Raw genomic sequence first — 23,789 nt, 5'->3', positions numbered from 1 at the left:
GATCTAGATGTGAACATAGAGTGAAAGAGCGAGGGAGTTTTAAATAAAAGATAGAAAAAACAAAAAATAAGACCATCACATATAGGATGGTCAAGGAAGGGGACAATTTATGTCAATTTAATTAGGGATGGAAGCTATTCAAAGACACTGGGGAATGTCTTATAAATTAGGGAGGAATAGCTCCGATACGTATACTATAAAAGGTGGATGTGACCTAGATGTGAACATGGAGTGAAAGAGCGAGGGAGTTTCAAATAAAAGATAGAAAGAACAAAAAAATAAGACCATCACATATAGGATGGTCAAGGAAGGGGACAATTTATGTCAATTTAATTAGGGATGGAAGCTATTCAAAGACACTGGGAAATGTCTTATAAATTAGGGAGGAATAGCTCCGATACGTATACTATAAAAGGTAGATGTGACCCTCGTGTGAACTTGGAGTGAAAGATATAGGAATTTGAAAAGGGATAAAATAGTTGTTGTTGTAAGAGTTATAGTATAAGTGGAGATATAATAGAGAATATTCTTTTGTAAAATGATAGGAATCTGAATATAAATAAAAGTTGAAATCTATAAAAAAAAGGATTATGCTCAACTATATTATAAGAATATAAGGTTTATCCCGCTACTTGTAGGCTCTTAAAGAGTCTTTATTTATGAGGGGATAAAAGCTTCACTTGATAAAGGGAGTTAGTGATATGGAAGTAGCAAAAAAACAAGGGTTGTATAATCGCCTTGTACGATTAAATCCACCACAAATTTTAGCATTAGGCTTTTTTTGTTTAATTGTGGTCGGAGGATTGTTATTAAAGTTACCGTTTGCAACGAAAGTACATATTAGTTGGGTAGATGCTTTCTTTACAGCTACGTCGGCAGCGACTGTAACGGGTTTAGGTGTTGTAGATACTGCAAGTACGTTTACGATGTTTGGTGAAATTGTTATTATGTTTTTAATTCAAACGGGTGGTCTCGGCCTTATGACGATTGCCATTTTAATTGTTTGGGTATTAGGTAAAAAGATCGGTTTACGCCACCGATTATTAATTGGAGAAGCATTTAATCAAACAAATATTGGTGGTCTTGTGAAATTAGTGAAACGAGTTTTTATTTTTTCTATTTGTATCGAGCTAATTGGAGTTATCTTTTTATCGATTCGCTTTATTCCAGAGTTTGGTTTTGGAAAAGGTTTATACTATAGTATTTTTCACGTTATTGCGTCATATAATAATGCCGGCTTTGCGCTTTGGCCAGATAATTTAACAAGATATGTAGGGATCCTATTATTAATATTGGGATTTGTTCTTTAATTGTAATAGGAGGGTTAGGGTTTACTGTATTAATTGATATATGGTATAGCCGTAGTTTCCGAAAATTATCACTGCACTCCAAAATCATGATTGTTGGAACGATAGCACTTAATGTTATTGCGATGATTGTGATTTTTGTATTGGAATATAATAATGTGAAGACTTTGGGACACTTATCTTTAAATGAAAAGTTATGGGCTTCATTCTTCCAAGGAATTACACCTCGTACAGCCGGTTTTAACACGGTAGATTATGGGGGGATGGAAGAGTCATCGATACTATTTACGATGGTATTAATGTTTATTGGTGCGGGAAGTGTATCGACAGGCGGTGGAATTAAGTTAACGACATTCGTTATTTTAATTACATCAGTTCTTTCTTTCTTTAGAAAGAAAGAGGATTTTGTTTTATTTCAGCGTACTATTAAAATGTCGACAGTAACGAGAGCATTAGCAATTGTCGTTGCTAGTCAAATACTTATTTTAACAGCGGTATTTGTATTAATGCTTACAGAAGACTTCAGTTTTATTCAGTTATTATTTGAGACAATTTCAGCGTTTGGCACAGTAGGGTTAACAATGGGGATTACTGCAAAGCTATCGGCGTTTGGAAAATGTATTATTATGTTTGTTATGTTTTGTGGATTAATCGGACCGTTAACACTTGTGTTCTCTTTGGCACGACCAGCGAAACAAAAAATTAAATATCCATCAGAAGATGTATTTACAGGATAAGGTATCCCGCATAAAGCGAGATACCTTTTTCTTTTTAAAAAAGAGAGAACAATAAACCAATAATCGCCGCTCGGAATAATATCGCAATGAGTGCAGCGATACCACCCACAATCGCTGCGGTACCACCAGTTACTGTAGCTCCGCGATTATAAGCGTAAATGCCTAGTAGTACAGAAACAAGACCAAATAGTGTCGGAAATGTAAAGAGTGATAATATTGCTAAAGCAAGAGCAATAAAACCAGCAGTCGATCCAGCTGCAGATGATCTTACATCATCGTTATCTTTATCATCATAATCAATGCGCTGTGGTGCAACTTCAGCTGCGTATTCTTCTTTATAGTCACTATAATCACTATCTATTCGATCTCTTTTTTTATATTCATCAAATTTCTCAGTCAAAGTAAAGACTCCTTTCATAACAAGGTTCAATAGTAGTATGTTTCTCTTTACTGTTTTTATCCGAACGTGTACAGGGAGTAATATCCAATTGGAAAGTGAAAAATATTTTTTCAAAATAGGAAAACTTAGTATGACTTCCTCTATTTTGGAAAGTATAAAAAAGAATAATGAGGAAAGGGTGTAGTACATAATGGAACATCCAATTGAAAATTTAATGAAAACAGCAATGACAAATTTAAAAGAGATGGTAGATGTAAATACGATTGTTGGAAGTCCGGTTTCAACAGCTGACGGAAATGTAGTATTAACAGTGTCTCAAGTGGCTTTTGGTTTTGGAGCTGGTGGAAGTGATTTTAAAGGGGATTTTATTTCTGAAAAACATAATGGCGGACAAGGGCAGCATAAAGAGAACAAGCAAGTGCATCCATTTGGAGGCGGGAGTGGGGCTGGGGTTTCCATTAGTCCGGTGGCTTTTTTAGTTGTAGGTTCTAATGGGGTGCAAGTATTACATTTAAATAGTAGCACCCATTTAATCGAAAAAGCTTTAAATGCTGTACCAAGCACTGTAGATAAATTTGTGAACGGTCGCTAAAGGTGAACTTGCATTTTTTAGGAATTGTGATATATTAGAAAAAGTGCGCTTAAGGACGATTGAAATAATTGAAATGTAAATATATATGATGTGCGAAATAAGGGAGAGGAATTTATGATTAATATCAAAAATTTGGTAGTCGGCTTATTTATGCTAGTAAGCGGATTTGTTGTATATATAATAAAAGAAAAAGCTCCATTTTAAACAGACAAACCGTTAATGTCTGTTTTAAATTTGTGAAAAATGTTGACAAGTTATTGTATTGATGTTAAAATTTTAATTCGTGTCTCGGTTAAAGCTAGTGTAAAGTAAATAAATCTTATGAATATAATACGAAAAGTTTGCGAAAGATCGGGTAGTCTTACCAACAACTTTTGTGAACAAACCCTATAAATTGTATATGTAAGCTTTATATGTATACTAGTGAATCAAGGAGCGGTCAGTGGAACCGTAATGATGAGAGAGAGGTAGGGCTTTCATCCAGTATATGTTACTTTCCCGTTAGGTGAATATAAAAAAGAGGGCTCCTTTTGAAAAGGAGCCCTCTTTCTATAGATAAATTGAAACTATAATCAGTGAGACCATTCCCGTTAAATGTTAGCTCACAAATAATGGGATAAAAATGATTAAGTGCGGTTTTCAACTTGTTGACAAATTTCATCTGTTGTTAAACCATGTGCTTTAATTACAGATCCTTTTATCGATGCATCTGCAATACCCATCATATTAGAATCTTGCCCGGTTACAACGCAACAATCACATCCATGTGCATCATTTTCAGAGTTAAGTGAAACGACTTCATGTCCTTGTTGCTGAAGAGCTTGTTGAACATCTGTTAAAGAGTTCTCAACGCCAATTCTAGCCATAATTTTCACCTCCTACCATCTAGTTGCTAGTATGCTCAAGTCCATAGCATATATTTATGAAAAGATGGTAGGAAGAGATTATTTGTTTAGTCGTTATATACACCAGTAAGCATTTGACTAACGAATTGATCATTTAATGTATCTTGTGCTGAACCGTTATTAGATTGAATATCGATTGAAGCTGTATAGTTGTTATGTTTCCTGCCATTTGGTTCTACTTCAACGTAATTATCGAATTTACAAAACCCTTTCGTATCCATTAGATCGAATAGTTGTAGCATTTCTACTACCTCTTGTCTCGTTCCTTTAATTTGTACACACGCCATTTTAATTTCCTCCTTCAATTTGACAAATTGTTTTTTAAAAATAGGATTATGATTACTAAATGAAAAATATGAATGTTATTTTTAGACAGCGTTATTTTTGTTATTTTCCCCCTTTTTCACCAAAAGTCGTTGTATATTCCCGAATTTATAAAATCGGACGTCCGTTTATTGAATACAATAGATTCGTATCAATTGGCGAAAACCCTTCTTTTAAACAAATATTTTTTTAGTAGAATTTAGCGAAAAAAAATTTTTATTTTTTTTGTAAACGTTAACAATGTTGTTAAATCAATATAATCAAAGATGTATGTACGATTAAAAATTAGAAATTTTCTAAAAATTCACTTGATTTATTTGAAAAGGAGAGTAAACTAGGAAACAATAAAAAACTCATAGAACATAGGGGGCGCTTTCAAGTGAACGAGCAGTGGATTTTCTTAAATGGAGAATTTGTTCCAAAAGACGAAGCAAAGGTTTCAGTATATGATCATGGCTATTTATATGGCGATGGAGTGTTCGAAGGAATTAGGGTATATAGCGGTAATGTTTTCCGTTTGAGAGAGCATCTTGTCCGGTTATATGAATCAGCGAAATCCATCATGTTAGAAATTCCATATACGTTAGAAGAAGCAATGAAAATTGTTGTTGAAACGATTCGACAAAACAAACTATCTAATGGATATATCCGCCTCGTTGTATCAAGGGGACCTGGGAATTTGGGATTAGATCCCGATTCTTGTACGAAACCAAATGTAGTAGTAATTGCAGAGCAATTATCTTTATTCCCACAAGAATATTATGAAAAAGGGATTCCGATTATAACAGTTGCAACGCGTCGTAATCGCCCGGATGTTTTATCGCCTCAAGTAAAATCTTTAAATTACTTAAATAATATTTTAGTTCGCATTGAGGCGAAACTAGCTGGAGTACAAGAAGCACTTATGTTAAATGACCAAGGATACGTAGCTGAAGGCTCTGGAGATAACGTATTTATTGTGAAGGGAAATAAATTGATTACACCACCAAGTTCTGCTGGAGCGTTAGAAGGTATTACACGAAACGCGATTTTAGAAATCGGCGAAAAACTTGGATATGACGTAAGAGAAGAATTATTTACAAGGCACGATGTATATGTAGCTGATGAAGTATTTTTAACAGGAACAGCTGCTGAAGTAATTGCTGTTACGACAGTAGATGGAAGAACGATTGGTTTAGGTAGAACAGGGCCACATACGAATCGTTTATTAGAAGAATTCCGTAAATTAGTTGTAGAAGATGGAGAGAAAATTTACGAAGAAAATAAAGTTGGATAATAGCTCTTTATGACATGATAAAGCGTTGATAGGGAGGAGTAGTTGACTGTGAAGCCTCACAGAGAGTCGGTGGTTGCTGGAAACCGATGGTTCACGTCGACGAACATCACCCTTGAGTGCTAAGCTGAAGCGTTTGTTTAGGCTTAGACGGTAGCTCCGTTATTAGCTAGACTCATCCCGAGTCACTGAGGCAAGAGTATTCTTGCGAAGAAGGGTGGTACCGCGAAATCTTTCGTCCCTTCAGCACATAGCTGGAGTGTGGACGTAGGATTTTTTTATTTTATAAATGGTTTAAAAAAGGGGGCTTATAAGAAAAATGTCTTCAAAAACGGAAGAGAAACTGGCAACTGGTGCACAGCTATTGTTAGAAGCGCTAGAAAAGGAAGAAGTAGAAGTGATTTTCGGGTATCCAGGTGGTGCGGTTTTACCTCTATATGATGCGCTTTATGATTGTGAAATTCCGCATATTTTAACGAGGCATGAGCAAGGTGCAATTCATGCTGCTGAAGGATATGCAAGAATTACAGGAAATCCAGGAGTGGTAATTGCAACAAGTGGACCGGGTGCTACAAATGTTATTACTGGTCTAGCTGACGCGATGATTGATTCATTACCGCTTGTTGTATTTACAGGGCAAGTAGCAACAACGTTAATCGGAAGTGATGCTTTCCAAGAAGCAGATATTATGGGGCTTACGATGCCGGTGACAAAACATAATTATCAAGTGCGAAAGGCATCGGATTTACCCCGAATTATTAAAGAAGCATTTCATATCGCTAGAACAGGAAGACCGGGCCCAGTCGTAATTGACCTTCCGAAAGATATGGTAGTAGAGCAAGGCGAGAGATGTAGCGACGTACAAATGGATTTACCAGGATACCAGCCTAATTATGAACCGAATCTACTACAAATAAACAAATTATTACAAGCGATTGAGGTCTCAAAAAAGCCATTAATTTTAGCTGGAGCAGGTGTATTGCATGCTAAAGCATCGAAAGAATTAACAAGCTTTGCTCGCAAATATCATATTCCAGTTGTTCATACATTACTTGGTCTTGGTGGGTTTCCGCCAGATGATGAACTATTTCTAGGGATGGGAGGAATGCACGGTTCATACACCGCAAATATGGCTTTATATGAATGTGACTTACTTATTAATATAGGCGCGAGATTTGATGATCGTCTTACTGGAAATTTAGCTTATTTTGCTAAAGAAGCGATTGTCGCACATATAGATATTGATCCAGCGGAAATTGGGAAAAATGTGCCGACTGAAATCCCTATTGTTGCGAGTGCGAAGCAAGCATTAGAAGCTATACTCACTTTTAAAGAAGGGGAAGTAGATCACAATGATTGGCTTTCGTTATTGAATAGTAGAAAAGAAAAATACCCTCTTTCTTACAAAGAACATGCAGAGCGTATTAAACCTCAATATGCAATTGATATGCTATACGAAATTACGAAAGGAGAAGCGATTGTAACAACAGATGTTGGGCAACATCAAATGTGGGCAGCTCAATATTATCCATTGAAAAACCCAGATAGATGGGTAACTTCTGGGGGATTGGGAACAATGGGCTTCGGGTTTCCAGCAGCAATAGGTGCACAAATCGCAAAGCCTGAAGAACTAGTTATTGCAATTGTCGGTGATGCTGGATTTCAAATGACCTTGCAAGAACTTAGTGTGTTGAAAGAGCATTCTTTACCGGTTAAAGTTTTTATTTTAAATAATGAAGCTTTAGGGATGGTAAGACAATGGCAAGAGGAATTTTATAATAGGCGATATTCGCACTCCTTACTTTCATGCCAACCAGATTTTGTCGCACTTGCCAATGCATATGGCATAAAAGGTGTTCGTATTGAAGACCCACTTCTTGCAAAGCAACAATTACAGTATGCAATTGAATTAAGAGAGCCAGTCGTAATTGATTGCCGCGTACTTCAATCTGAAAAGGTTATGCCGATGGTTGCACCAGGGAAAGGGGTTCACCAAATGGAGGGGGTGGAGAAAAGGTGAAGAGAATTGTAACAGCGACAGTTCGAAATCAAAGCGGTGTGTTAAATCGAATTACAGGTGTTATGACACGTAGACATTTTAATATTGAAAGTATTTCAGTAGGTCATACGGAATCATCGGATATTTCGAGAATGACGATTGTTGTACACGTTGAAAATGAACAGCAAGTTGAGCAGTTAATTAAACAACTTCATAAGCAAATCGATGTACTGAAAGTATCAGATATTACAGAAGAAGCGATGATCGCTAGAGAACTTGCACTTATTAAAGTAGCAACGTCTGTAGCAAGAGCAGAATTATATAGTTTAATTGAACCGTTCCGAGCCGCTGTAATAGATGTTGGGAAGGATTCCATAGTGGTGCAAGTAACAGGTACCCAGGAAAAAGTAGAAGCGTTAATTGAATTACTTCGTCCATACGGTTTGAAAGAAATTGCTAGAACAGGTGTAACAGCATTTACACGTAGTATGAAAAAACAAGATAAACAAGTTATGTTAATTCAATAATTATTTAAAAAATAGGGGGAAATGAAAATGGCGAAAGTTTATTATGAAAAAGACGTAACGGTAAATGTATTAAAGGAAAAGAAAGTAGCAATCATCGGATATGGATCGCAAGGCCATGCACATGCACAAAACTTACGTGATAACGGATTTGATGTAGTAGTTGGACTGAGGAAAGGGAAGTCATGGGATAAAGCGAAAGAAGATGGATTTTCCGTATATACAGTAGCGGAAGCAGCAGAAAAAGCGGATGTAGTAATGATTCTACTACCTGATGAACTGCAGCCGGAAGTATATGAAGCTGAAATTGCACCAAACTTACAGGCAGGTAATTCTCTTGTGTTCGCACATGGCTTTAATGTTCACTTTGATCAAGTAAAACCGCCAGCTAATGTAGATGTATTTCTAGTAGCACCGAAAGGTCCAGGACATCTAGTACGTCGTACATTTGCGGAAGGAGGAGCTGTTCCTGCATTATTTGCAGTATATCAAGATGCAACAGGAGTTGCGACTGAAAAGGCACTTTCATATGCAGATGGAATTGGGGCGACGAGAGCAGGTGTATTAGAAACAACGTTTAAAGAAGAAACAGAAACAGATTTATTCGGAGAGCAAGCTGTACTTTGCGGCGGAGTGACTGCACTTGTAAAAGCGGGATTTGAAACGCTAGTTGATGCTGGCTATCAACCTGAACTTGCATATTTTGAATGTTTACATGAACTGAAACTAATTGTTGACCTTATGTATGAAGGTGGACTTGAAAATATGAGATACTCAGTTTCAGATACAGCGCAGTGGGGTGACTTCGTATCAGGACCACGCGTTGTTACTGAAGATACAAAGAAAGCGATGGGGGAAGTATTAGCAGAAATTCAAGACGGTACATTTGCAAGAGGCTGGATTGCAGAGCATAAAGCAGGAAGACCAAATTTCCAGGCGACAAATGAGAAAGAAAATGAACATGAAATCGAAGTAGTTGGACGTAAATTACGTGAAATGATGCCTTTTGTACAGCCCCGAGTAAAGGTAGGGATTAAATAATATGAAGCAGATTTTGTTCATGGATACGACGCTTCGTGATGGCGAACAATCACCAGGAGTTAATTTAAATGAACAAGAGAAATTACAAATTGCGAGGCAACTAGAGAGACTTGGTATTAATGTAATGGAAGCTGGATTCGCAGCGGCTTCTGAAGGTGATTTTCAATCGGTAAAACGTATCGCAAATACCATTCAAAATGCAACGGTTATGAGTTTAGCTAGAGCAAAGGAAAGCGATATTCGAAGAGCATATGACGCAGTGAAAGGTGCTGTATCTCCTCGTTTACACGTATTTTTAGCTACGAGTGACATTCATATGAAATATAAGCTTTGTATGTCGAAAGAAGATGTATTAGATAGCATTCAGCGCTCGGTTACACTCGGAAAATCATTATTTCCAACAGTACAATTTTCAGCAGAAGATGCGACAAGAACATCGAGAGCATTTTTAGCTGAAGCAGTAGAAGTAGCGATTCGTGCAGGAGCGAATGTAATCAATATTCCTGATACAGTTGGATATACGAATCCGGAAGAATATTATTCTCTTTTTAAATACTTAAAAGAATCCGTTCCTTCGTATGAAAAAGCAATTTTCTCTTGTCATTGTCACGATGATCTTGGGATGGCAGTAGCGAATTCGTTAGCTGCAGTTGAAGGCGGAGCGTTACAAGTAGAAGGAACGATTAATGGAATTGGAGAAAGAGCAGGAAATGCAGCCTTAGAAGAAGTCGCAGTTGCTCTCCATATTAGAAAAGATTTCTATGAAGCAGAGTCCTCTATGACGTTAAAAGAGATTAAAGCGACAAGTACATTAGTAAGTCGTTTAACAGGTATGGTTGTACCAAAAAATAAAGCGATTGTTGGAGCAAATGCGTTCGCTCATGAATCAGGTATTCATCAAGATGGTGTTTTAAAAGAAGTGACGACATATGAAATTATTGAACCGGCGCTTATAGGTGAATCTCAAAATCTATTTGTACTTGGAAAACATTCTGGACGTCACGCATTTACGGAAAAAATGAAAGAATTAGGCTACGAATTTACAAACGAAGAACGAGATGCGGTGTTTGCAGCATTTAAAAAATTAGCTGATCGAAAAAAGGAAATTACAGAAGAAGATTTACGTGCGCTTATGCTTGGTGAAGCAGCATTTTCGGCACAACAATATAGCATTACGCAATTGCAAGTACACTTCGTATCAAATAGTACACAGTGTGCAACGGTTGTACTAAAAGATGAGGAAGGGAATATGTACGAAGATGCAGCAACTGGTTCTGGAAGTATTGAAGCGATCTATAATGCAATTCAAAGAATTTTAGGATTAGAATGTGACTTAGCGGATTATCGCATACAATCTATAACGCAAGGTCAAGATGCACTTGCACATGTTCATGTTGAATTAAAAGAAGGAACTCATCAAGTATCAGGTTTTGGTGTTGCGCAAGACGTATTAGAAGCATCGGCGAGAGCGTATGTTCATGCGGCCGGAAAATTAAAATCTTTCATTACTCTTGTGAAGTAACTGTTTGATAAGTGAGGGGATCGTCCCTTACTTATCAAAATATATTTCTGAAAATTCAGATAAAAAGGAGTGTTTTACTTGGAAAAACGTATCGTTTGTCTAGCGGGTGATGGTGTTGGTCCGGAAGTTATGGAAAGCGCGAAGGAAGTATTGCATATGGTAGAGAGGCTATATGGACATCATTTTTATTTGCAAGATGAGTACTTTGGCGGAGCTGCTATCGATTTAACTGGGCAACCATTACCACAGCGAACACTTGCCGCTTGTTTAGCGAGTGATGCGGTTTTACTTGGAGCGGTTGGTGGACCACGGTGGGATGATGCGAAAGAAAGGCCAGAGAAAGGATTATTAGCTTTAAGAAAAGGACTTGGTGTATTTGCGAACGTTCGCCCTGTAACAGTAGAAAGCGCAACTGCACATTTATCGCCATTAAAAAACGTAGATGAAATTGACTTCGTTGTCGTTCGTGAACTAACAGGCGGTATTTATTTCTCTTATCCAAAAGAAAGAACGGAAGAATCGGCAACTGATACACTTACGTACCATCGTCATGAAATTGAACGTATCGTGTCGTATGCTTTTCAATTAGCGAGTAAGAGAGAGAAACAAGTAACCTCTATTGATAAAGCGAATGTTTTAGAATCTAGTAAATTGTGGAGAGCTGTTACGGAAGAAGTAGCTCTTCGTTATCCTGATGTTGAATTAGAGCACATTTTAGTAGATGCAGCTGCTATGGAGTTAATTCGGAATCCAGAACGTTTTGATGTAATTGTAACCGAAAATTTATTCGGTGACATTTTAAGTGACGAGGCTTCTGTATTAGCAGGGTCATTAGGAATGCTTCCATCAGCGAGTCATGCGGAAAACGGGCCGTCTTTATATGAGCCTATTCACGGATCAGCACCAGATATTGCAGGGAAAAATAAAGTGAATCCAATTGCGATGATGCGTTCAGTTGCGATGATGCTCGGACAATCATTTGGATTAACGAGAGAAGGGTATGCAATTGAATCCGCAATTTCTGCAGTTCTTAAATTTGGAAAAGGTACAGCTGATATTGGGGGAGATGCGACGACAACTTCATTTACAAAAGCGGTTATTCAAGAAATGGAAGAGCAAGCGCTAGTAGGGAGAGGACGATAATGGGTAAAAGATTACTAGATAAGCTTTGGGAAAGACATGTAGTTGCAACGAATGAAAATGGATTGGATTTATTATATATCGATCTTCATCTCGTTCATGAAGTAACGTCACCGCAAGCCTTTGAAGGCTTGCGGCTTGCAAATCGAACTGTACGGAGACCGGAATTAACGTTTGCAACGATGGATCATAATATTCCAACGATAGATGTTTGGAATATTACCGATCGTATTGCGAAGCAGCAATTGGATACACTTCGTGAGAACTGTAAACAATTTCAGGTGTCATTAGCTGATATTGGTGATGAAGAGCAAGGAATCGTTCACGTTATAGGACCAGAACTTGGACTCACGCAACCAGGGAAAACGATTGTTTGTGGTGATAGTCATACAGCAACCCACGGTGCTTTCGGTGCTTTAGCGTTTGGTATTGGTACGAGTGAAGTAGAACATGTATTAGCAACTCAAACGTTGTGGCAACGAAAACCGAAAGCGATGGGGATTGAATTAAAAGGAAAGTTACCGAAAGGCGTTTATGCAAAGGATATTATTTTGCATCTTCTCTCAAAGTACGGTGTAGCGGTTGGAACGGGGCATGTAATGGAATTCTACGGAGAGACGATTCGTGATATGGGTATGGAAGAGAGAATGACACTTTGCAATATGGCAATTGAAGGGGGAGCGAAAGCTGGCATCATTGCACCAGATGAGAAAACATTTTCTTATGTAAAAGGGCGTGAATATGCACCGAAAGACTATGAAACGTTTACGGGAAAATGGTCGGAGCTTTATACAGATTCAGATGCAATTTATGATTTACATATTTCGGTAAATGTTACGGATTTAGCACCGTATGTCACTTGGGGAACAAATCCTAGTATGGGTGTTCCTATTGATGAAAAATTACCAGAGAAGCATAACGAAAATGATGAAAGAGCATATTCGTATATGGGATTGAGTCCTGGACAAAGTACTTTTGAAATTCCAGTTCAGCATGTCTTCATTGGGTCTTGTACAAATTCTCGATTATCTGATTTAGAAATTGCAGCATCTGTTGTAAAAGGGAAAAAAGTGAAAGACGGTGTGCGAGCCCTCGTTGTGCCAGGTTCTAAAAGGATAAGAGAAGCAGCGATGCAAAAAGGATTGCATCGTATATTTGAAGAAGCGGGGTTTGAATGGAGAGAGCCTGGATGCTCAATGTGTCTTGGAATGAATCCGGATCAAGTGCCTGAAGGAGAACATTGTGCATCTACTTCAAATCGTAATTTTGAAGGAAGACAAGGAAAAGGGGCAAGAACACACTTAGTAAGCCCAGCTATGGCTGCAGCAGCTGCGTTATATGGTCATTTTGTTGATATTAGAAAGGAGAGTTACGATGGAACCATTTCATATTCATAAAGGTACTGTCGCAGTACTTATGAATGATAACATTGATACAGATCAAATTATTCCGAAGCAATATTTGAAGAGAATTGAAAGGACGGGATTTGGAAAATATTTATTTGATGAGTGGCGTTACGATAATGAGCGCCATGAAAATCCTAATTTCTCCCTTAATGCACAAGAACGAAAAGGAGCAAGTATATTAATTACAGGTGATAATTTTGGATGTGGTTCTTCAAGAGAACATGCTCCTTGGGCGCTTGCTGACTATGGTTTCCGCGTTATTATCGCTGGTGGATTTGCAGATATTTTTTATATGAATTGTATGAAAAATGGTATGTTACCGATTGTAATGGATAAAGAGATGCGTGAACAACTTGCCAAAACGGATGCGAGAGGTCAAATAGAAGTTGATTTAGAGAATGAAGTAATTACAACGAATACGCACAGGTTCCATTTTACAATCGAGAAAATGTGGAAAGAGAAATTATTAAATGGTTTAGATGAAATTAGCGTTACGATGCAATACGAACGAGAAATTGGAAAGTATGAAAGAGAGATAGCCTTATATTAAGAAATAACGGAATATTAAAAATCTATTTACATTCAGAATTAACTGTTATATACTATGTAAAAAATCAGAGGAGAAAGGGAGTAAGTATTATGAATACAATGCAATCTATTAAAATGCTTACACAACTACATCATCATACATGAAACCCTTGAACCTAACGTGAAAACGTGTAGGCACAAGGGTTATTCCCGTTGTACCTACACTCTACTAAAGAGCCTTGTAGGTATTTTTTCTACAAGGCTCTTTTTATTTTCGGTTTAGGTGAATGGAATGAGCATACATTAGAGAGGGAAAGGTGTGTGAAATGAGATGGCAAAGTGGAAGCGTGCAAATCCGAATGGAACGAGGGATTACTTATTCGAAGAATGTACGTTAATTGAAGAAGTGGAACAAAAATTAAGACGGACCTTTTTAGGTAGAGGTTATGAAGAAATAAGGACACCTACAATTGAATTTTACGATGTTTTTGCATTTCAAAATAGGCCGATAGATGAAGAAAAGATGTATAAATTTTTTGATGAAAAAGGGCGGATTATCGTTTTACGTCCAGATATGACAATTCCTTTAGCAAGAGTAATTGGAACGCAGAGATGGGACACTCCTCTTAAAGTGACATATAGTGGAAATGTATTTCGGGCGAACGAGTCCCTTTCTGGAAAATATAATGAAATGGTACAAAGTGGTATTGAAATTATCGGGATTGATAATGTAAGAGCGGAAATTGAGTGTGTCATAAGCGTAATTCAAGCACTTCAAAAATTGAAGGTACAATCTTTTACAATTGAGATTGGGCAAGTGCAGTTATATAAATGTATTGCAAAAAAACTCTCCATTCATGATGAAGAAGAGAAGTTACTTAGAACATATATTGAGAGTAAAAATTATGCCGGTCTCTCAAATTTTATCGAAGAAAAAAAATTAGATCGGTGTGATGAAACAGTAAGATTACTTGAGAAACTACCAAGGTTATTCGGGAGTTTAGATGTTATTGAGGAAGCAGAAAAACTCGCCTCAAGTAATGAAATGAAAATGGCCATTGCAAGAGTGAAAGAAATATATGAAACAATTGAACAGTTAGGATATGGCTCTTACATATCAATTGATTTAGGCATGGTTCAACATTTGGATTATTATACGGGTGTTATTTTCAAAGGGTATATATATGAAATTGGAGAAGAGATTGTTAGTGGCGGAAGATATGATGAGTTAATTGGAAATTTTGGAGAGATGATGCCAGCTGTTGGGCTCGCGGTGCAAGTAAATCAAATAGTTAAGGCACTTCAAGAGCAGCAAGAACCATATAAACGAAAGAGAATAGATATTATGATTCATTATGAGTTAAATAGATTAGCAGAAGCGGAAAGGTTACGAAATTTACTTCAAAAGGACGGGAAGAATGCCCAGTTATCTTTATTCTCTAATTTAAACGATACTTTTCAATTTGCAAACAAGAATAAAATAATGACAGTCGTTGAGGCGAAGAGTGAGTCACTAGTGGAATATGTATGGAGAGAGAAATGGATCATCCAGAAAGAAGGAGAGGCTTCATGCGTAACATTCAAATTGCGTTAACGAAAGGAAGATTAGAAAAGCATGTTATTCCACTGTTTGAGAAAATTGGAATTGATTGTTCAGAGCTCAAAGATAAAGGAAGAAAACTTGTGTTTAAAAGTAAAAACACAAACATTTCATTTATTTTAGTGAAAGCGGTGGACGTTGCTACTTATGTAGAACATGGCGTGGCTGATATCGGTGTCGTTGGTAAAGATATTTTAATGGAATATGAGAAAGATATATATGAAATGGTGGATTTAGGAGTGGGTGTGTGTAAATTTTGTATTGCTTCTATTCCTACGTATAATCCGAAGAGTTACCGAAAGAAACGAATTGCTACGAAATACCCGCACATTACTTCTACGTATTTTCATGATAAAGGGGAGGATGTAGAAATTATTAAAATAGAAGGATCCGTAGAGATTGCTCCTCTTCTCGGATTAGCGGATGCAATCGTTGATATTGTTGAAACGGGAAAAACATTGCAAGAGAATGGATTAATTGTATTTGAGGAAATGTGCTCGATATCAGCTCGGATGATTGTAAATAAGGCAGCTTTAAAAACTAAAAAAGACGAAATATTCGGTGTTATAAATATGATGGAACAAGAAATTTTGTCAGGGAAATAGGGGGACTGTAAATGGAGATAGTTTGTGAAGATTTCCAAGAGGCTTTATCGAAAATAAAATTGCTACGAGAAAGCGCTAATATAATAGAAGAAACTGTTCAAAGAAGTGTAAGCGAAATTGTTCAAAACGTAAGGGAGAGTAAAGATGAAGCTGTATCGTTCTATACAAAAAAGTTTGATGGTGTAGAGATGAAAAATTTTCGTGTAAGTGCAGAAGAAATAAAACAAGCAAGTAAGTTTGTAGAGCAAGCTTTTTTAGAAGCGTTAGAAGAGGCAAAGAAAAACATTGTCTCGTATCACGAAAAGCAAAAAAGACAATCTATGTTTGATTGCGTGAGTGAAGGGGTAATTAGAGGACAGCTCATTCGGCCGTTAGAAAATGTAGGTGTATATGTGCCAGGTGGGACTGCTTCGTATCCTTCATCAGTATTAATGAATGTATTGCCAGCAAAACTCGCAGGAGTGAAAAAAATTGTAATGGTAACACCGCCGAGGCAAGGAGGAATTGATCCGCATATTTTAGCTGCTGCAAGTCTTGCAGGTGTAGATGAAATTTATATGGTCGGTGGTGCTCAATCAATTGCTGCTCTAGCATATGGAACGGAATCGATTCCTAAAGTAGATAAAATAGTTGGACCCGGAAATTTGTATGTTGCTCTAGCGAAGCGAGAAGTATATGGGATAGTCAATATCGATATGATTGCTGGACCATCAGAAATTGTAGTTATCGCAGATGAAACAGGAAATGCCGAATATATTGCTGCTGATTTATTATCACAAGCAGAGCATGACGTGAGAGCGACTGCTATTTGTATTACAACGAATGTACAGCTTGCTAAAGAAGTAGAAAGAGAAATAAAAAGACAGCTAGAGACGCTACCAAGAAGTGAAATAGCTCGTGAGTCAATAAAAAGAAATGGAGCAATTTTTATTGTCCCTTCTTTAGAAGAGGCGTTTCATTTATCAAATGAAATCGCTCCAGAACATTTAGAGTTACACATTAAAGAGCCAATGAATGCTCTAGCTTATGTAAAGCATGTTGGATCAATTTTTCTTGGTCCATATGCACCTGAACCGCTTGGAGATTATTTGGCGGGGCCGAATCACGTATTACCGACAAGTGGAACGGCAAGGTTTTTCTCTCCGTTATCTGTTGATGATTTCGTGAAAAAATCAAGCTTCGTTTCGTATACGGAAGAAGCGTTAAGAAGTGTACAGCATCATATTGTAGAACTTGCAAATAAAGAAGGTTTACATGCACACGCAAGAGCGATCCAAATTAGGTTTAAGGAGGAAGAATAATGCGCGAGTCTAGTCAAGTACGTGAGACGACGGAAACAAAAATTAAATTAAGTTTGCAACTTGATGAAAGTACGAACGTTTCTGTGCAAACAGGAGTTGGATTTTTTGACCATATGCTAACTTTATTTGCTAGACACGGAAGATTTGGTTTGCAAATTGAAGCTGAAGGTGATGTATTCATTGATGCTCATCATACGGTTGAAGATGTTGGAATTGTACTCGGAACTTGCTTGAAAGAATCATTGCAAAATAAAGAGGGGATTAACCGTTACGGCTCAGCGTATGTACCGATGGATGAATCTTTAGGATTTGTCGCGATTGATATAAGCGGGCGCTCATATATTGTATTTCAAGGTGAATTAACAAATCCGAAGCTAGGGGATTTTGACACAGAATTAACGGAAGAATTTTTTAGAGCAGTTGCTCATGCTGCAAATATTACGTTACATGCTCGCATTTTATACGGAAGCAATACACATCACAAAATTGAAGCTTTATTTAAAGCGTTCGGTCGAGCGCTTAGAGAGGCAGTCGATAAAAATGCCAACATTACTGGTGTAAATTCAACGAAAGGGATGTTGTAATTGATTGCAATTATAGATTATGGAATGGGAAATATTCGTAGTGTGGAACAAGCATTAAAATATATTGGAACAGAGTACATCATAACGGATGATAAAAAAGAAATATTGAGAAGTGATGGAGTTATTTTACCAGGAGTAGGCACATTTCCGAAAGCGATGGGCGTTTTAGAAGAAAAAGATTTAGTATGTGTGCTAAAAGAAGTTGGGAGCTTAGGAAAACCGCTTCTGGGTATTTGCTTAGGAATGCAACTTTTATTTGAAAAAAGTGAGGAACTACAAAATTGTAATGGATTAAATTTATTGCCAGGTGTTATTCGAAAGTTAAAAGTTCCTTATAAAATTCCACATATGGGGTGGAATGAATTAAAAAAAGAAGGAGAAATATCGCTTTGGAATGGAGTAGAGGACGGTTCTTTCGTATATTACGTCCACTCTTATTATGCAGATTGTCCGAATGAAATTGTGTATGGGGCAAGTGAATATGGAGTGAAAGTACCTGGTTTTGTAGCAAAAGGAAATATATTTGGCGCACAGTTTCATCCTGAAAAAAGTGGGGAAATTGGGATGCGAATGTTAAAAAATTTCAAAGGGGTGGTAGAAGCATGGAAATCTTCCCAGCTATCGATTTAAAAGAAGGACGATGCGTCAGGCTTTATCAAGGAGAGTTTAGTAAAGAAACGGTGATGAATGAAGATCCAGTCGCACAAGCAATCATATTTGAAAAACTTGGAGCGAAAATACTACACGTTGTTGATTTAGATGGAGCAATTGTCGGGGAGTCAGTAAATTTACCTGTCATTGAAAAAATATGCAAGGCGGTACGTATTCCGGTGCAGATTGGAGGTGGAGTTCGGTCACTCGCGGCAGTGGAGAAGTTGTTGTCAGTAGGTGTAGAAAAAGTGATATTAGGAACGGCTGCCCTTTACGATAAATCATTTTTAGAAGAAGCAGTTCGTCTATATAAGGAGCAAATCATAGTTGGAATTGATGCGAAAAATGGTTTCGTAGCAACGAGGGGCTGGTTAGATGTGTCTGAAATTTCGTACATCGATTTAGCAAAGCAAATGGAAAGTGTAGGTGTTCAAACGATTGTGTTTACGGACATTTCAAAAGATGGGACACTTGCAGGACCAAACTTTGAGCAATTAGAGTTACTGCAAAAAAGCGTGGGTATTCGTGTGATTGCATCTGGAGGTGTCGCATCTATTCAAGATGTGAAAAGATTAAATGATATGAACATATATGGCGTCATTATTGGGAAGGCACTTTACGAGAAAACGATTGATTTAGAAAAAGTGTTACAGGTAACAAAACTATGTTAGCAAAACGAATTATTCCATGTCTAGATGTGAAAGAAGGGCGGGTAGTAAAGGGTGTGAATTTTATAGGGTTACAAGACGTCGGTGATCCTGTTGAAATAGCCGCATTATATAATGATGCGGGAGCAGATGAAATCGTATTTTTAGACATTACTGCGACGCATGAAGGGCGAAAAACGATTATAGATGTTGTAGAAAAAACTGCTTCAAAAGTATTCATACCCCTCACAGTTGGCGGGGGGATTTCAAGTGTTAAAGATATGTACAATTTACTAAGAGCTGGAGCAGATAAAGTTTCAATAAACTCAGCGGCAGTGAGAAATCCGAAGTTAATCCAGGAAGGTGCGGAACATTTTGGCTCACAATGTATTGTCGTAGCAATTGATGCTAGAAAAGTAGAAGAGGATAAATGGAATGTATATGTAAATGGCGGAAGACTTAATACTGGAATGGATGCAATCGAATGGGCGAAGCACGTTGTTAAGCTCGGAGCAGGAGAAATTTTACTGACGAGTATGGATGCAGATGGAACGAAAAATGGATATGATCTTCGTTTAACAGAAACAATTTCAAACAGCGTTTCCGTCCCAGTGATCGCGTCAGGAGGATGTGGCCATGCGGATCACATTATAGAAGTATTTCAAAAAACAACAGTTGATGCAGCATTAGCAGCATCAATCTTTCATTATGGTGAAGCGACTGTACAGGATGTGAAGAGGAAATTAAGAGAAGCAAACGTTGAGGTGAGGTTATGAAACCTAACTTTGCAAAAGGTTTAATACCGGTAGTTGTTATCGAGGAAGATACGAAAGAAGTTTTAATGCTAGCTTATATGAATGAAGAAGCGTATGACAAGACGCTGGAAACGAAAAGAACATGGTTTTATTCCCGTTCGAGACAATCGTTATGGAATAAAGGAGGTACATCGGGAAATGTCCAATATGTGCAATCACTTTATTTAGACTGTGATCAAGATTCAATCGTTGTTGTCGTAAAGCAAGTAGGGCCTGCTTGCCATACGGGAGAAAAAACGTGTTTTCACTACAAAATTATATAGGGGGATACATATGGAAGATATCCTTAAGTTATTATTTAAAACAATTGAAGAACGAAAGAAAAATCCACTCTCTGAATCATATACAAATTATTTATTTTCAAAAGGTGAAGATAAAATTTTAAAGAAAATTGGTGAGGAGTGCACCGAAGTAATTATCGCGTCTAAAAATAATGATAAAGAAGAACTAGTAAAAGAAATGGTTGATGTGTTTTATCACTGTTTTGTTCTATTAGCTGAAAAAAATATTTCATTAGAAGATGTCTTGCAAGAAGTGAAAGAAAGAAATGGAAAGCTTTCGAGAGTAGGGGACCGAAGAGAAATAGATACATTATGAGGGGGAATATGGATGAAAGTAGATTATCATCTTCATTTAGAGGAAGGACCATATTCAATAGGCTGGCTTGCTAAAATAAATGATGCAGTACAATATTATGAACCGCTTAAAGAAGATAAACATTCAATGGGATGGCTTATGAAAACACAAGAACGCCTGCAAAAACGTGTGAAGGAAGGTCCATTTACAGCGAAGTGGATTGATTTATATTTAGAAGAGGCTTTGCGAAAAGGTATAAAAGAAGTTGGTATTGTCGATCATTTATATCGTTTTCATGAAGCGAAAGGATATTATGAAAAGTATGTAGATATTAGTGATTCTAAGCTTGGTCGTTTACAAAAAGAATGGTTAAATCAAGTAAGAGTAACGTCTCTTTATGATTTTACAAAGGCGATTGAAGAAGCAAAAGAGCGATGGAGTAAACGAGGGGTAACGCTCAAACTTGGAATTGAAGCGGATTATTTTATCGGCGGTGAACAAGAGTTACAAGGTTTACTAGCATTAGGAGACTTCGATTATGTAATCGGTTCGGTCCATTTTATAGATGGTTGGGGATTTGATAATCCAGATACGAAAGAGTATTTTGATACGCATGAGTTACATACTTTATATCATACGTTTTTCGCTACAGTTGAAAGTGCTGTTCGTTCTGAGCTCTTTGATATAATAGCTCATCTTGATAACATAAAAGTATTTAATTACCGGTTAGATGAGAATGAACAGCTTTCTTATTATAAGGAAATTGCGCGTGCGTTAGTACAAACGAATACCGCGACAGAAGTAAATGCGGGATTGTACTATCGCTATCCTGTGCGCGAAATGTGCCCAAGTCCGCTTTATTTACAAGTATTAGCTAAGTATGGAGTTCCGATTACTCTATCCTCAGATGCTCATTATCCGAATGATTTAGGAAAATATGTGGAAGAAAATATAAAGACATTACGCAATCATGATATTTCTCACATAGCTACATTTACGAAACGAGTAAGAACGATGAGATTGCTTGAGGAAGAAGTGGGAATTTCAAAATGAAGCACGATTTTTTGATGAAAACGACCCTTTTTGTTCAAAATAAGAAAGAATGAAAAGGAGGGTGGAAAATGGCGAAACAACAAAATAAACAAAAGGTACAAGCGGCAGATCAGGCTTATACTTCTGAAACGAATAATACAGCTAACTCAGTTATCGAGGAACAAATTAGCGATACAGTTGCAGAAGGAACAATCGATGCAAAGCTTGGGCAAGAATCGCAAGAGAAAGCGTAAGAAGAGGGGAGAGATGAATCTCCTCTTTTCTTATGGGTAAAAAGTGTCGATTTTCAAAACTATAATCAAATTCCTTGGTTTTTACATGTGGATTTCTTACAATGAAATATAAGAGATATCTTATTTTGTATAGAAGAGGTGTTAGTAGTGGCGAAAATATTAGTTGCAGGGAAAATTCCAGAAATCGGATTAGAACTATTAAAGGATCATGACGTAGAAATGTACGATAAAGAAGAGTTAATTTCTTTAGATGAATTAACAGAGCGTGTAAAGGATAAAGATGCATTGTTAAGCTTACTTTCTACAAAGGTGACGAAAGAAGTTATTGATGCGGCACCTCATTTAAAGATTGTTGCAAACTATGGTGCTGGTTACGACAATATTGATTTTACGTATGCAGGAGAAAAAGGAATTGTAGTATCGAATACACCAAAAGTATCAACTGAAGCGACAGCAGAATTAACATTTGCACTTCTTTTAGCAGCGGCACGTAGAATTCCTGAAGGGGATACGTTATGTCGTACAACTGGATTTAACGGCTGGGCACCATTATTTTTCTTGGGCCGTGAAGTGCACGGTAAGACAATTGGAATTATTGGCCTTGGAGAAATCGGGAGGGCAGTTGCAAAGCGTGCGAAAGCATTTGGAATGGATATTTTATATACAGGGCCAAATCGTAAGCCTGAAGCTGAAAGTGAACTGGGAGCAACATATGTAACTTTGGAAGAATTATTACAAACAGCGGACTTTATTACAATTAACTGTGCTTATAATCCGAAATTACATCATATGATTGATGAAGAACAGTTTAAAATGATGAAGAAAACAGCATATATTATAAATGCTTCACGTGGACCAATTATGCATGAATTTGCACTTGCTCATGCACTAAAAACGAATGAAATTGAAGGTGCAGCTCTTGATGTATTTGAATTTGAACCGAAAATTACAGAAGAGCTAAAAGGATTAAAGAATGTGGTACTTGCGCCTCACGTAGGGAATGCAACATTCGAAACGCGTGATGCGATGGCTGAAATGGCAGTAAGAAATATTTTAGCTGTATTAAACGGTGAAGAACCTGTAACACCTGTAAATCAAAAAGTATTGGTTACAAAATAAAGTGAAACTTTAATGAGTGGAGGGGCATCCTCTACTGATTAGTAGCCCTCGCCAACCGGGCTACGCGTAAATAGCGAGATAAAAAGAAACCTTCCAATTTCGGAAGGTTTCTTTTATTTTTCTTTATTTGCTTTTTTAGAAGGTCTTTGTCTAAGGAATTGAGATAGCATATACAAAATATATAGTGGAATGGCAATGAATAAGAAAACAGAAAAATTACCAAAACCTGTTTGGTACATTGTGATAATACTTCCAACTAAAAATAGTGTAATAATTATGCTATATCGTGGAATTGGTACATCTTTTAAACTTGGGATACGAACACGGCTCACCATTAAAAATGCGAACGTTACAAATACGGTAATGAGAACGATTTTTGGAATGGTATGTGAAAATAATGTTAAGAAAGCGACAAGCCCTCCTGCTGCAGTAATCGGAACTCCAGTGAAATATTTCATAGAAGTAGAAGATGGTGTTACATTAAATCGTGCTAAGCGATATGCTCCGAACAGAGGGAATAGTCCCGCTATGTATAGTCCAATGATTCCGTAGTTGGAAAAAGATGTGTAATACATTAAAACAGCAGGTGCTGCGCCAAATGTTACAACATCCGCGAGTGAATCAAGCTCTTTTCCCATTTGTGAATCAACGCGTAATAAACGAGCGACACGACCATCAAGACTGTCTAACATCATCCCGATCAGTACTAAAATAGCAGCTGATTTATAATATCCTAAAGATGCATAGCCGATTGATAAAAATCCGCTGTATAAATTTCCGAGCGTAAATAAGTTTGGAATAGCTGCTCTATACAAAATCTGATCCCTTGCTTTCTGTTATAAATTCTTAATTAGTGTATGAAAGTTTACTTATTTTATCATACCATAAATTTCTTTCTCATACGAAA

The 23,789-nt window shown here is 37.2% G+C and carries 26 protein-coding genes, 1 pseudogene and 1 other annotated feature; of the genes and pseudogenes, 23 read left to right on the top strand and 4 right to left on the bottom strand.

Translation table 11 applies throughout. From position 1 onward, the window contains the following. Nucleotides 1-701 precede the first annotated feature (701 nt). Nucleotides 702-2,044 (top strand): annotated as a pseudogene (locus ACFWDE_RS05125) (TrkH family potassium uptake protein). 34 nt (nt 2,045-2,078) lie between these two features. Here ACFWDE_RS05125 and ACFWDE_RS05120 read toward each other — a convergent pair. Next, nucleotides 2,079-2,444, bottom strand: coding sequence for a hypothetical protein (locus ACFWDE_RS05120; RefSeq protein ID WP_002149534.1), 366 nt, complete (start codon nt 2,442-2,444; stop codon nt 2,079-2,081). A gap of 190 nt (nt 2,445-2,634) precedes the next feature. On the opposite strand from ACFWDE_RS05120, the gene ytfJ reads away from it, so the two are divergent. Further along, the gene (ytfJ, locus tag ACFWDE_RS05115; protein WP_002149533.1) at nt 2,635-3,036 is read left to right on the top strand and encodes a GerW family sporulation protein; all 402 of its coding nucleotides are present in this window, start codon (nt 2,635-2,637) and stop codon (nt 3,034-3,036) included. Nucleotides 3,037-3,150: 114 nt separating this feature from the next. After that, on the top strand, nt 3,151-3,240 hold the full coding sequence (locus ACFWDE_RS05110) for a hypothetical protein (protein ID WP_033717991.1): 90 nt from the start codon (nt 3,151-3,153) through the stop codon (nt 3,238-3,240). Nucleotides 3,241-3,662: 422 nt separating this feature from the next. Here ACFWDE_RS05110 and ACFWDE_RS05105 read toward each other — a convergent pair whose 3' ends face one another. Both ACFWDE_RS05105 and ACFWDE_RS05100 read right to left on the bottom strand, forming a co-directional pair. Continuing rightward, the gene (locus tag ACFWDE_RS05105) at nt 3,663-3,902 is read right to left on the bottom strand and encodes a YkuS family protein (RefSeq protein WP_002158681.1); all 240 of its coding nucleotides are present in this window, start codon (nt 3,900-3,902) and stop codon (nt 3,663-3,665) included. A gap of 86 nt (nt 3,903-3,988) precedes the next feature. Continuing rightward, entirely contained in the window at nt 3,989-4,228 is a 240-nt protein-coding gene (locus ACFWDE_RS05100) for a DUF3911 family protein (RefSeq protein ID WP_377890522.1), read from the bottom strand. Nucleotides 4,229-4,644: 416 nt separating this feature from the next. On the opposite strand from ACFWDE_RS05100, the gene ilvE reads away from it, so the two are divergent. From ilvE to ACFWDE_RS05000, 20 genes are all read left to right on the top strand, one after another. After that, nucleotides 4,645-5,541, top strand: coding sequence for a branched-chain-amino-acid transaminase (gene ilvE, locus ACFWDE_RS05095; protein WP_002030649.1), 897 nt, complete (start codon nt 4,645-4,647; stop codon nt 5,539-5,541). A 16-nt stretch (nt 5,542-5,557) separates the two neighbouring features. Next, nucleotides 5,558-5,784 (top strand) — a binding site (T-box leader). Nucleotides 5,785-5,857: 73 nt separating this feature from the next. Continuing rightward, nucleotides 5,858-7,558 carry an acetolactate synthase large subunit gene (ilvB, locus tag ACFWDE_RS05090; protein WP_377890520.1) on the top strand — a complete coding sequence of 567 codons (1,701 nt, stop codon included), beginning with the start codon at nt 5,858-5,860 and terminating at the stop codon, nt 7,556-7,558. After that, nucleotides 7,555-8,064 (top strand): acetolactate synthase small subunit, encoded by a 510-nt coding sequence (ilvN, locus tag ACFWDE_RS05085; protein ID WP_000822948.1) that lies wholly within the window; start codon nt 7,555-7,557, stop codon nt 8,062-8,064. The genes ilvB and ilvN overlap by 4 nt, the downstream gene beginning before the upstream one ends. Nucleotides 8,065-8,091: 27 nt before the next feature. Further along, a complete protein-coding gene (ilvC, locus tag ACFWDE_RS05080) occupies nt 8,092-9,102 on the top strand; it encodes a ketol-acid reductoisomerase (RefSeq protein WP_002158678.1) in 1,011 nt (336 codons plus the stop codon). 1 nt (nt 9,103) lies between these two features. Further along, nucleotides 9,104-10,624, top strand: a complete 1,521-nt coding sequence (leuA, locus tag ACFWDE_RS05075; RefSeq protein WP_219917624.1) for a 2-isopropylmalate synthase — start codon at nt 9,104-9,106, stop codon at nt 10,622-10,624. 78 nt (nt 10,625-10,702) lie between these two features. After that, nucleotides 10,703-11,767 carry a 3-isopropylmalate dehydrogenase gene (leuB, locus tag ACFWDE_RS05070; RefSeq protein ID WP_377890516.1) on the top strand — a complete coding sequence of 355 codons (1,065 nt, stop codon included), beginning with the start codon at nt 10,703-10,705 and terminating at the stop codon, nt 11,765-11,767. Beyond that, nucleotides 11,767-13,161 carry a 3-isopropylmalate dehydratase large subunit gene (gene leuC / locus ACFWDE_RS05065; protein ID WP_377890514.1) on the top strand — a complete coding sequence of 465 codons (1,395 nt, stop codon included), beginning with the start codon at nt 11,767-11,769 and terminating at the stop codon, nt 13,159-13,161. Before leuB ends, leuC begins: the two co-directional genes overlap by 1 nt. After that, nucleotides 13,139-13,720 carry a 3-isopropylmalate dehydratase small subunit gene (gene leuD, locus ACFWDE_RS05060; protein WP_377890512.1) on the top strand — a complete coding sequence of 194 codons (582 nt, stop codon included), beginning with the start codon at nt 13,139-13,141 and terminating at the stop codon, nt 13,718-13,720. The genes leuC and leuD overlap by 23 nt, the downstream gene beginning before the upstream one ends. A gap of 309 nt (nt 13,721-14,029) precedes the next feature. Further along, the gene (locus tag ACFWDE_RS05055; RefSeq protein WP_002149516.1) at nt 14,030-15,292 is read left to right on the top strand and encodes an ATP phosphoribosyltransferase regulatory subunit; all 1,263 of its coding nucleotides are present in this window, start codon (nt 14,030-14,032) and stop codon (nt 15,290-15,292) included. After that, on the top strand, nt 15,268-15,903 hold the full coding sequence (hisG, locus tag ACFWDE_RS05050) for an ATP phosphoribosyltransferase (RefSeq protein WP_377890509.1): 636 nt from the start codon (nt 15,268-15,270) through the stop codon (nt 15,901-15,903). Before ACFWDE_RS05055 ends, hisG begins: the two co-directional genes overlap by 25 nt. A gap of 11 nt (nt 15,904-15,914) precedes the next feature. Next, nucleotides 15,915-17,204 carry a histidinol dehydrogenase gene (gene hisD, locus ACFWDE_RS05045; RefSeq protein ID WP_377890507.1) on the top strand — a complete coding sequence of 430 codons (1,290 nt, stop codon included), beginning with the start codon at nt 15,915-15,917 and terminating at the stop codon, nt 17,202-17,204. After that, entirely contained in the window at nt 17,204-17,788 is a 585-nt protein-coding gene (hisB, locus tag ACFWDE_RS05040; protein WP_377890505.1) for an imidazoleglycerol-phosphate dehydratase HisB, read from the top strand. Before hisD ends, hisB begins: the two co-directional genes overlap by 1 nt. After that, nucleotides 17,789-18,418 carry an imidazole glycerol phosphate synthase subunit HisH gene (gene hisH / locus ACFWDE_RS05035; RefSeq protein WP_002011707.1) on the top strand — a complete coding sequence of 210 codons (630 nt, stop codon included), beginning with the start codon at nt 17,789-17,791 and terminating at the stop codon, nt 18,416-18,418. Then, nucleotides 18,391-19,110, top strand: a complete 720-nt coding sequence (gene hisA / locus ACFWDE_RS05030) for a 1-(5-phosphoribosyl)-5-[(5-phosphoribosylamino)methylideneamino]imidazole-4-carboxamide isomerase (RefSeq protein WP_002086736.1) — start codon at nt 18,391-18,393, stop codon at nt 19,108-19,110. The genes hisH and hisA overlap by 28 nt, the downstream gene beginning before the upstream one ends. Continuing rightward, nucleotides 19,104-19,862: an imidazoleglycerol phosphate synthase cyclase subunit gene (gene hisF / locus ACFWDE_RS05025; RefSeq protein ID WP_377890502.1), complete on the top strand. Its 759-nt coding sequence runs from the start codon at nt 19,104-19,106 to the stop codon at nt 19,860-19,862. Before hisA ends, hisF begins: the two co-directional genes overlap by 7 nt. Then, the gene (gene hisI, locus ACFWDE_RS05020; protein ID WP_377890499.1) at nt 19,859-20,164 is read left to right on the top strand and encodes a phosphoribosyl-AMP cyclohydrolase; all 306 of its coding nucleotides are present in this window, start codon (nt 19,859-19,861) and stop codon (nt 20,162-20,164) included. The genes hisF and hisI overlap by 4 nt, the downstream gene beginning before the upstream one ends. A 10-nt stretch (nt 20,165-20,174) precedes the next feature. Continuing rightward, the gene (gene hisE, locus ACFWDE_RS05015) at nt 20,175-20,498 is read left to right on the top strand and encodes a phosphoribosyl-ATP diphosphatase (protein WP_377890497.1); all 324 of its coding nucleotides are present in this window, start codon (nt 20,175-20,177) and stop codon (nt 20,496-20,498) included. A 12-nt stretch (nt 20,499-20,510) separates the two neighbouring features. Continuing rightward, nucleotides 20,511-21,530, top strand: coding sequence for a histidinol phosphate phosphatase domain-containing protein (locus ACFWDE_RS05010; protein ID WP_377890495.1), 1,020 nt, complete (start codon nt 20,511-20,513; stop codon nt 21,528-21,530). A gap of 68 nt (nt 21,531-21,598) precedes the next feature. Continuing rightward, nucleotides 21,599-21,763, top strand: coding sequence for a YozQ family protein (locus tag ACFWDE_RS05005; protein WP_002149501.1), 165 nt, complete (start codon nt 21,599-21,601; stop codon nt 21,761-21,763). 147 nt (nt 21,764-21,910) lie between these two features. After that, complete coding sequence (locus tag ACFWDE_RS05000) at nt 21,911-22,882, top strand: 2-hydroxyacid dehydrogenase family protein (protein WP_377890493.1); 972 nt, start codon at nt 21,911-21,913, stop codon at nt 22,880-22,882. Between the two features lie 113 nt (nt 22,883-22,995). Here the strand turns inward: ACFWDE_RS05000 and pssA are convergent, their stop codons facing one another. Next, nucleotides 22,996-23,697, bottom strand: a complete 702-nt coding sequence (gene pssA / locus ACFWDE_RS04995) for a CDP-diacylglycerol--serine O-phosphatidyltransferase (RefSeq protein WP_002149497.1) — start codon at nt 23,695-23,697, stop codon at nt 22,996-22,998. Nucleotides 23,698-23,789 lie beyond the last annotated feature (92 nt).

Source organism: Bacillus sp. NPDC060175 (genome assembly GCF_042728695.1).
GTDB lineage: Bacteria > Bacillota > Bacilli > Bacillales > Bacillaceae_G > Bacillus_A.
Note: the sequence above shows the minus strand (reverse complement) of the source record. Positions and strands in the feature narration are given on the sequence as shown.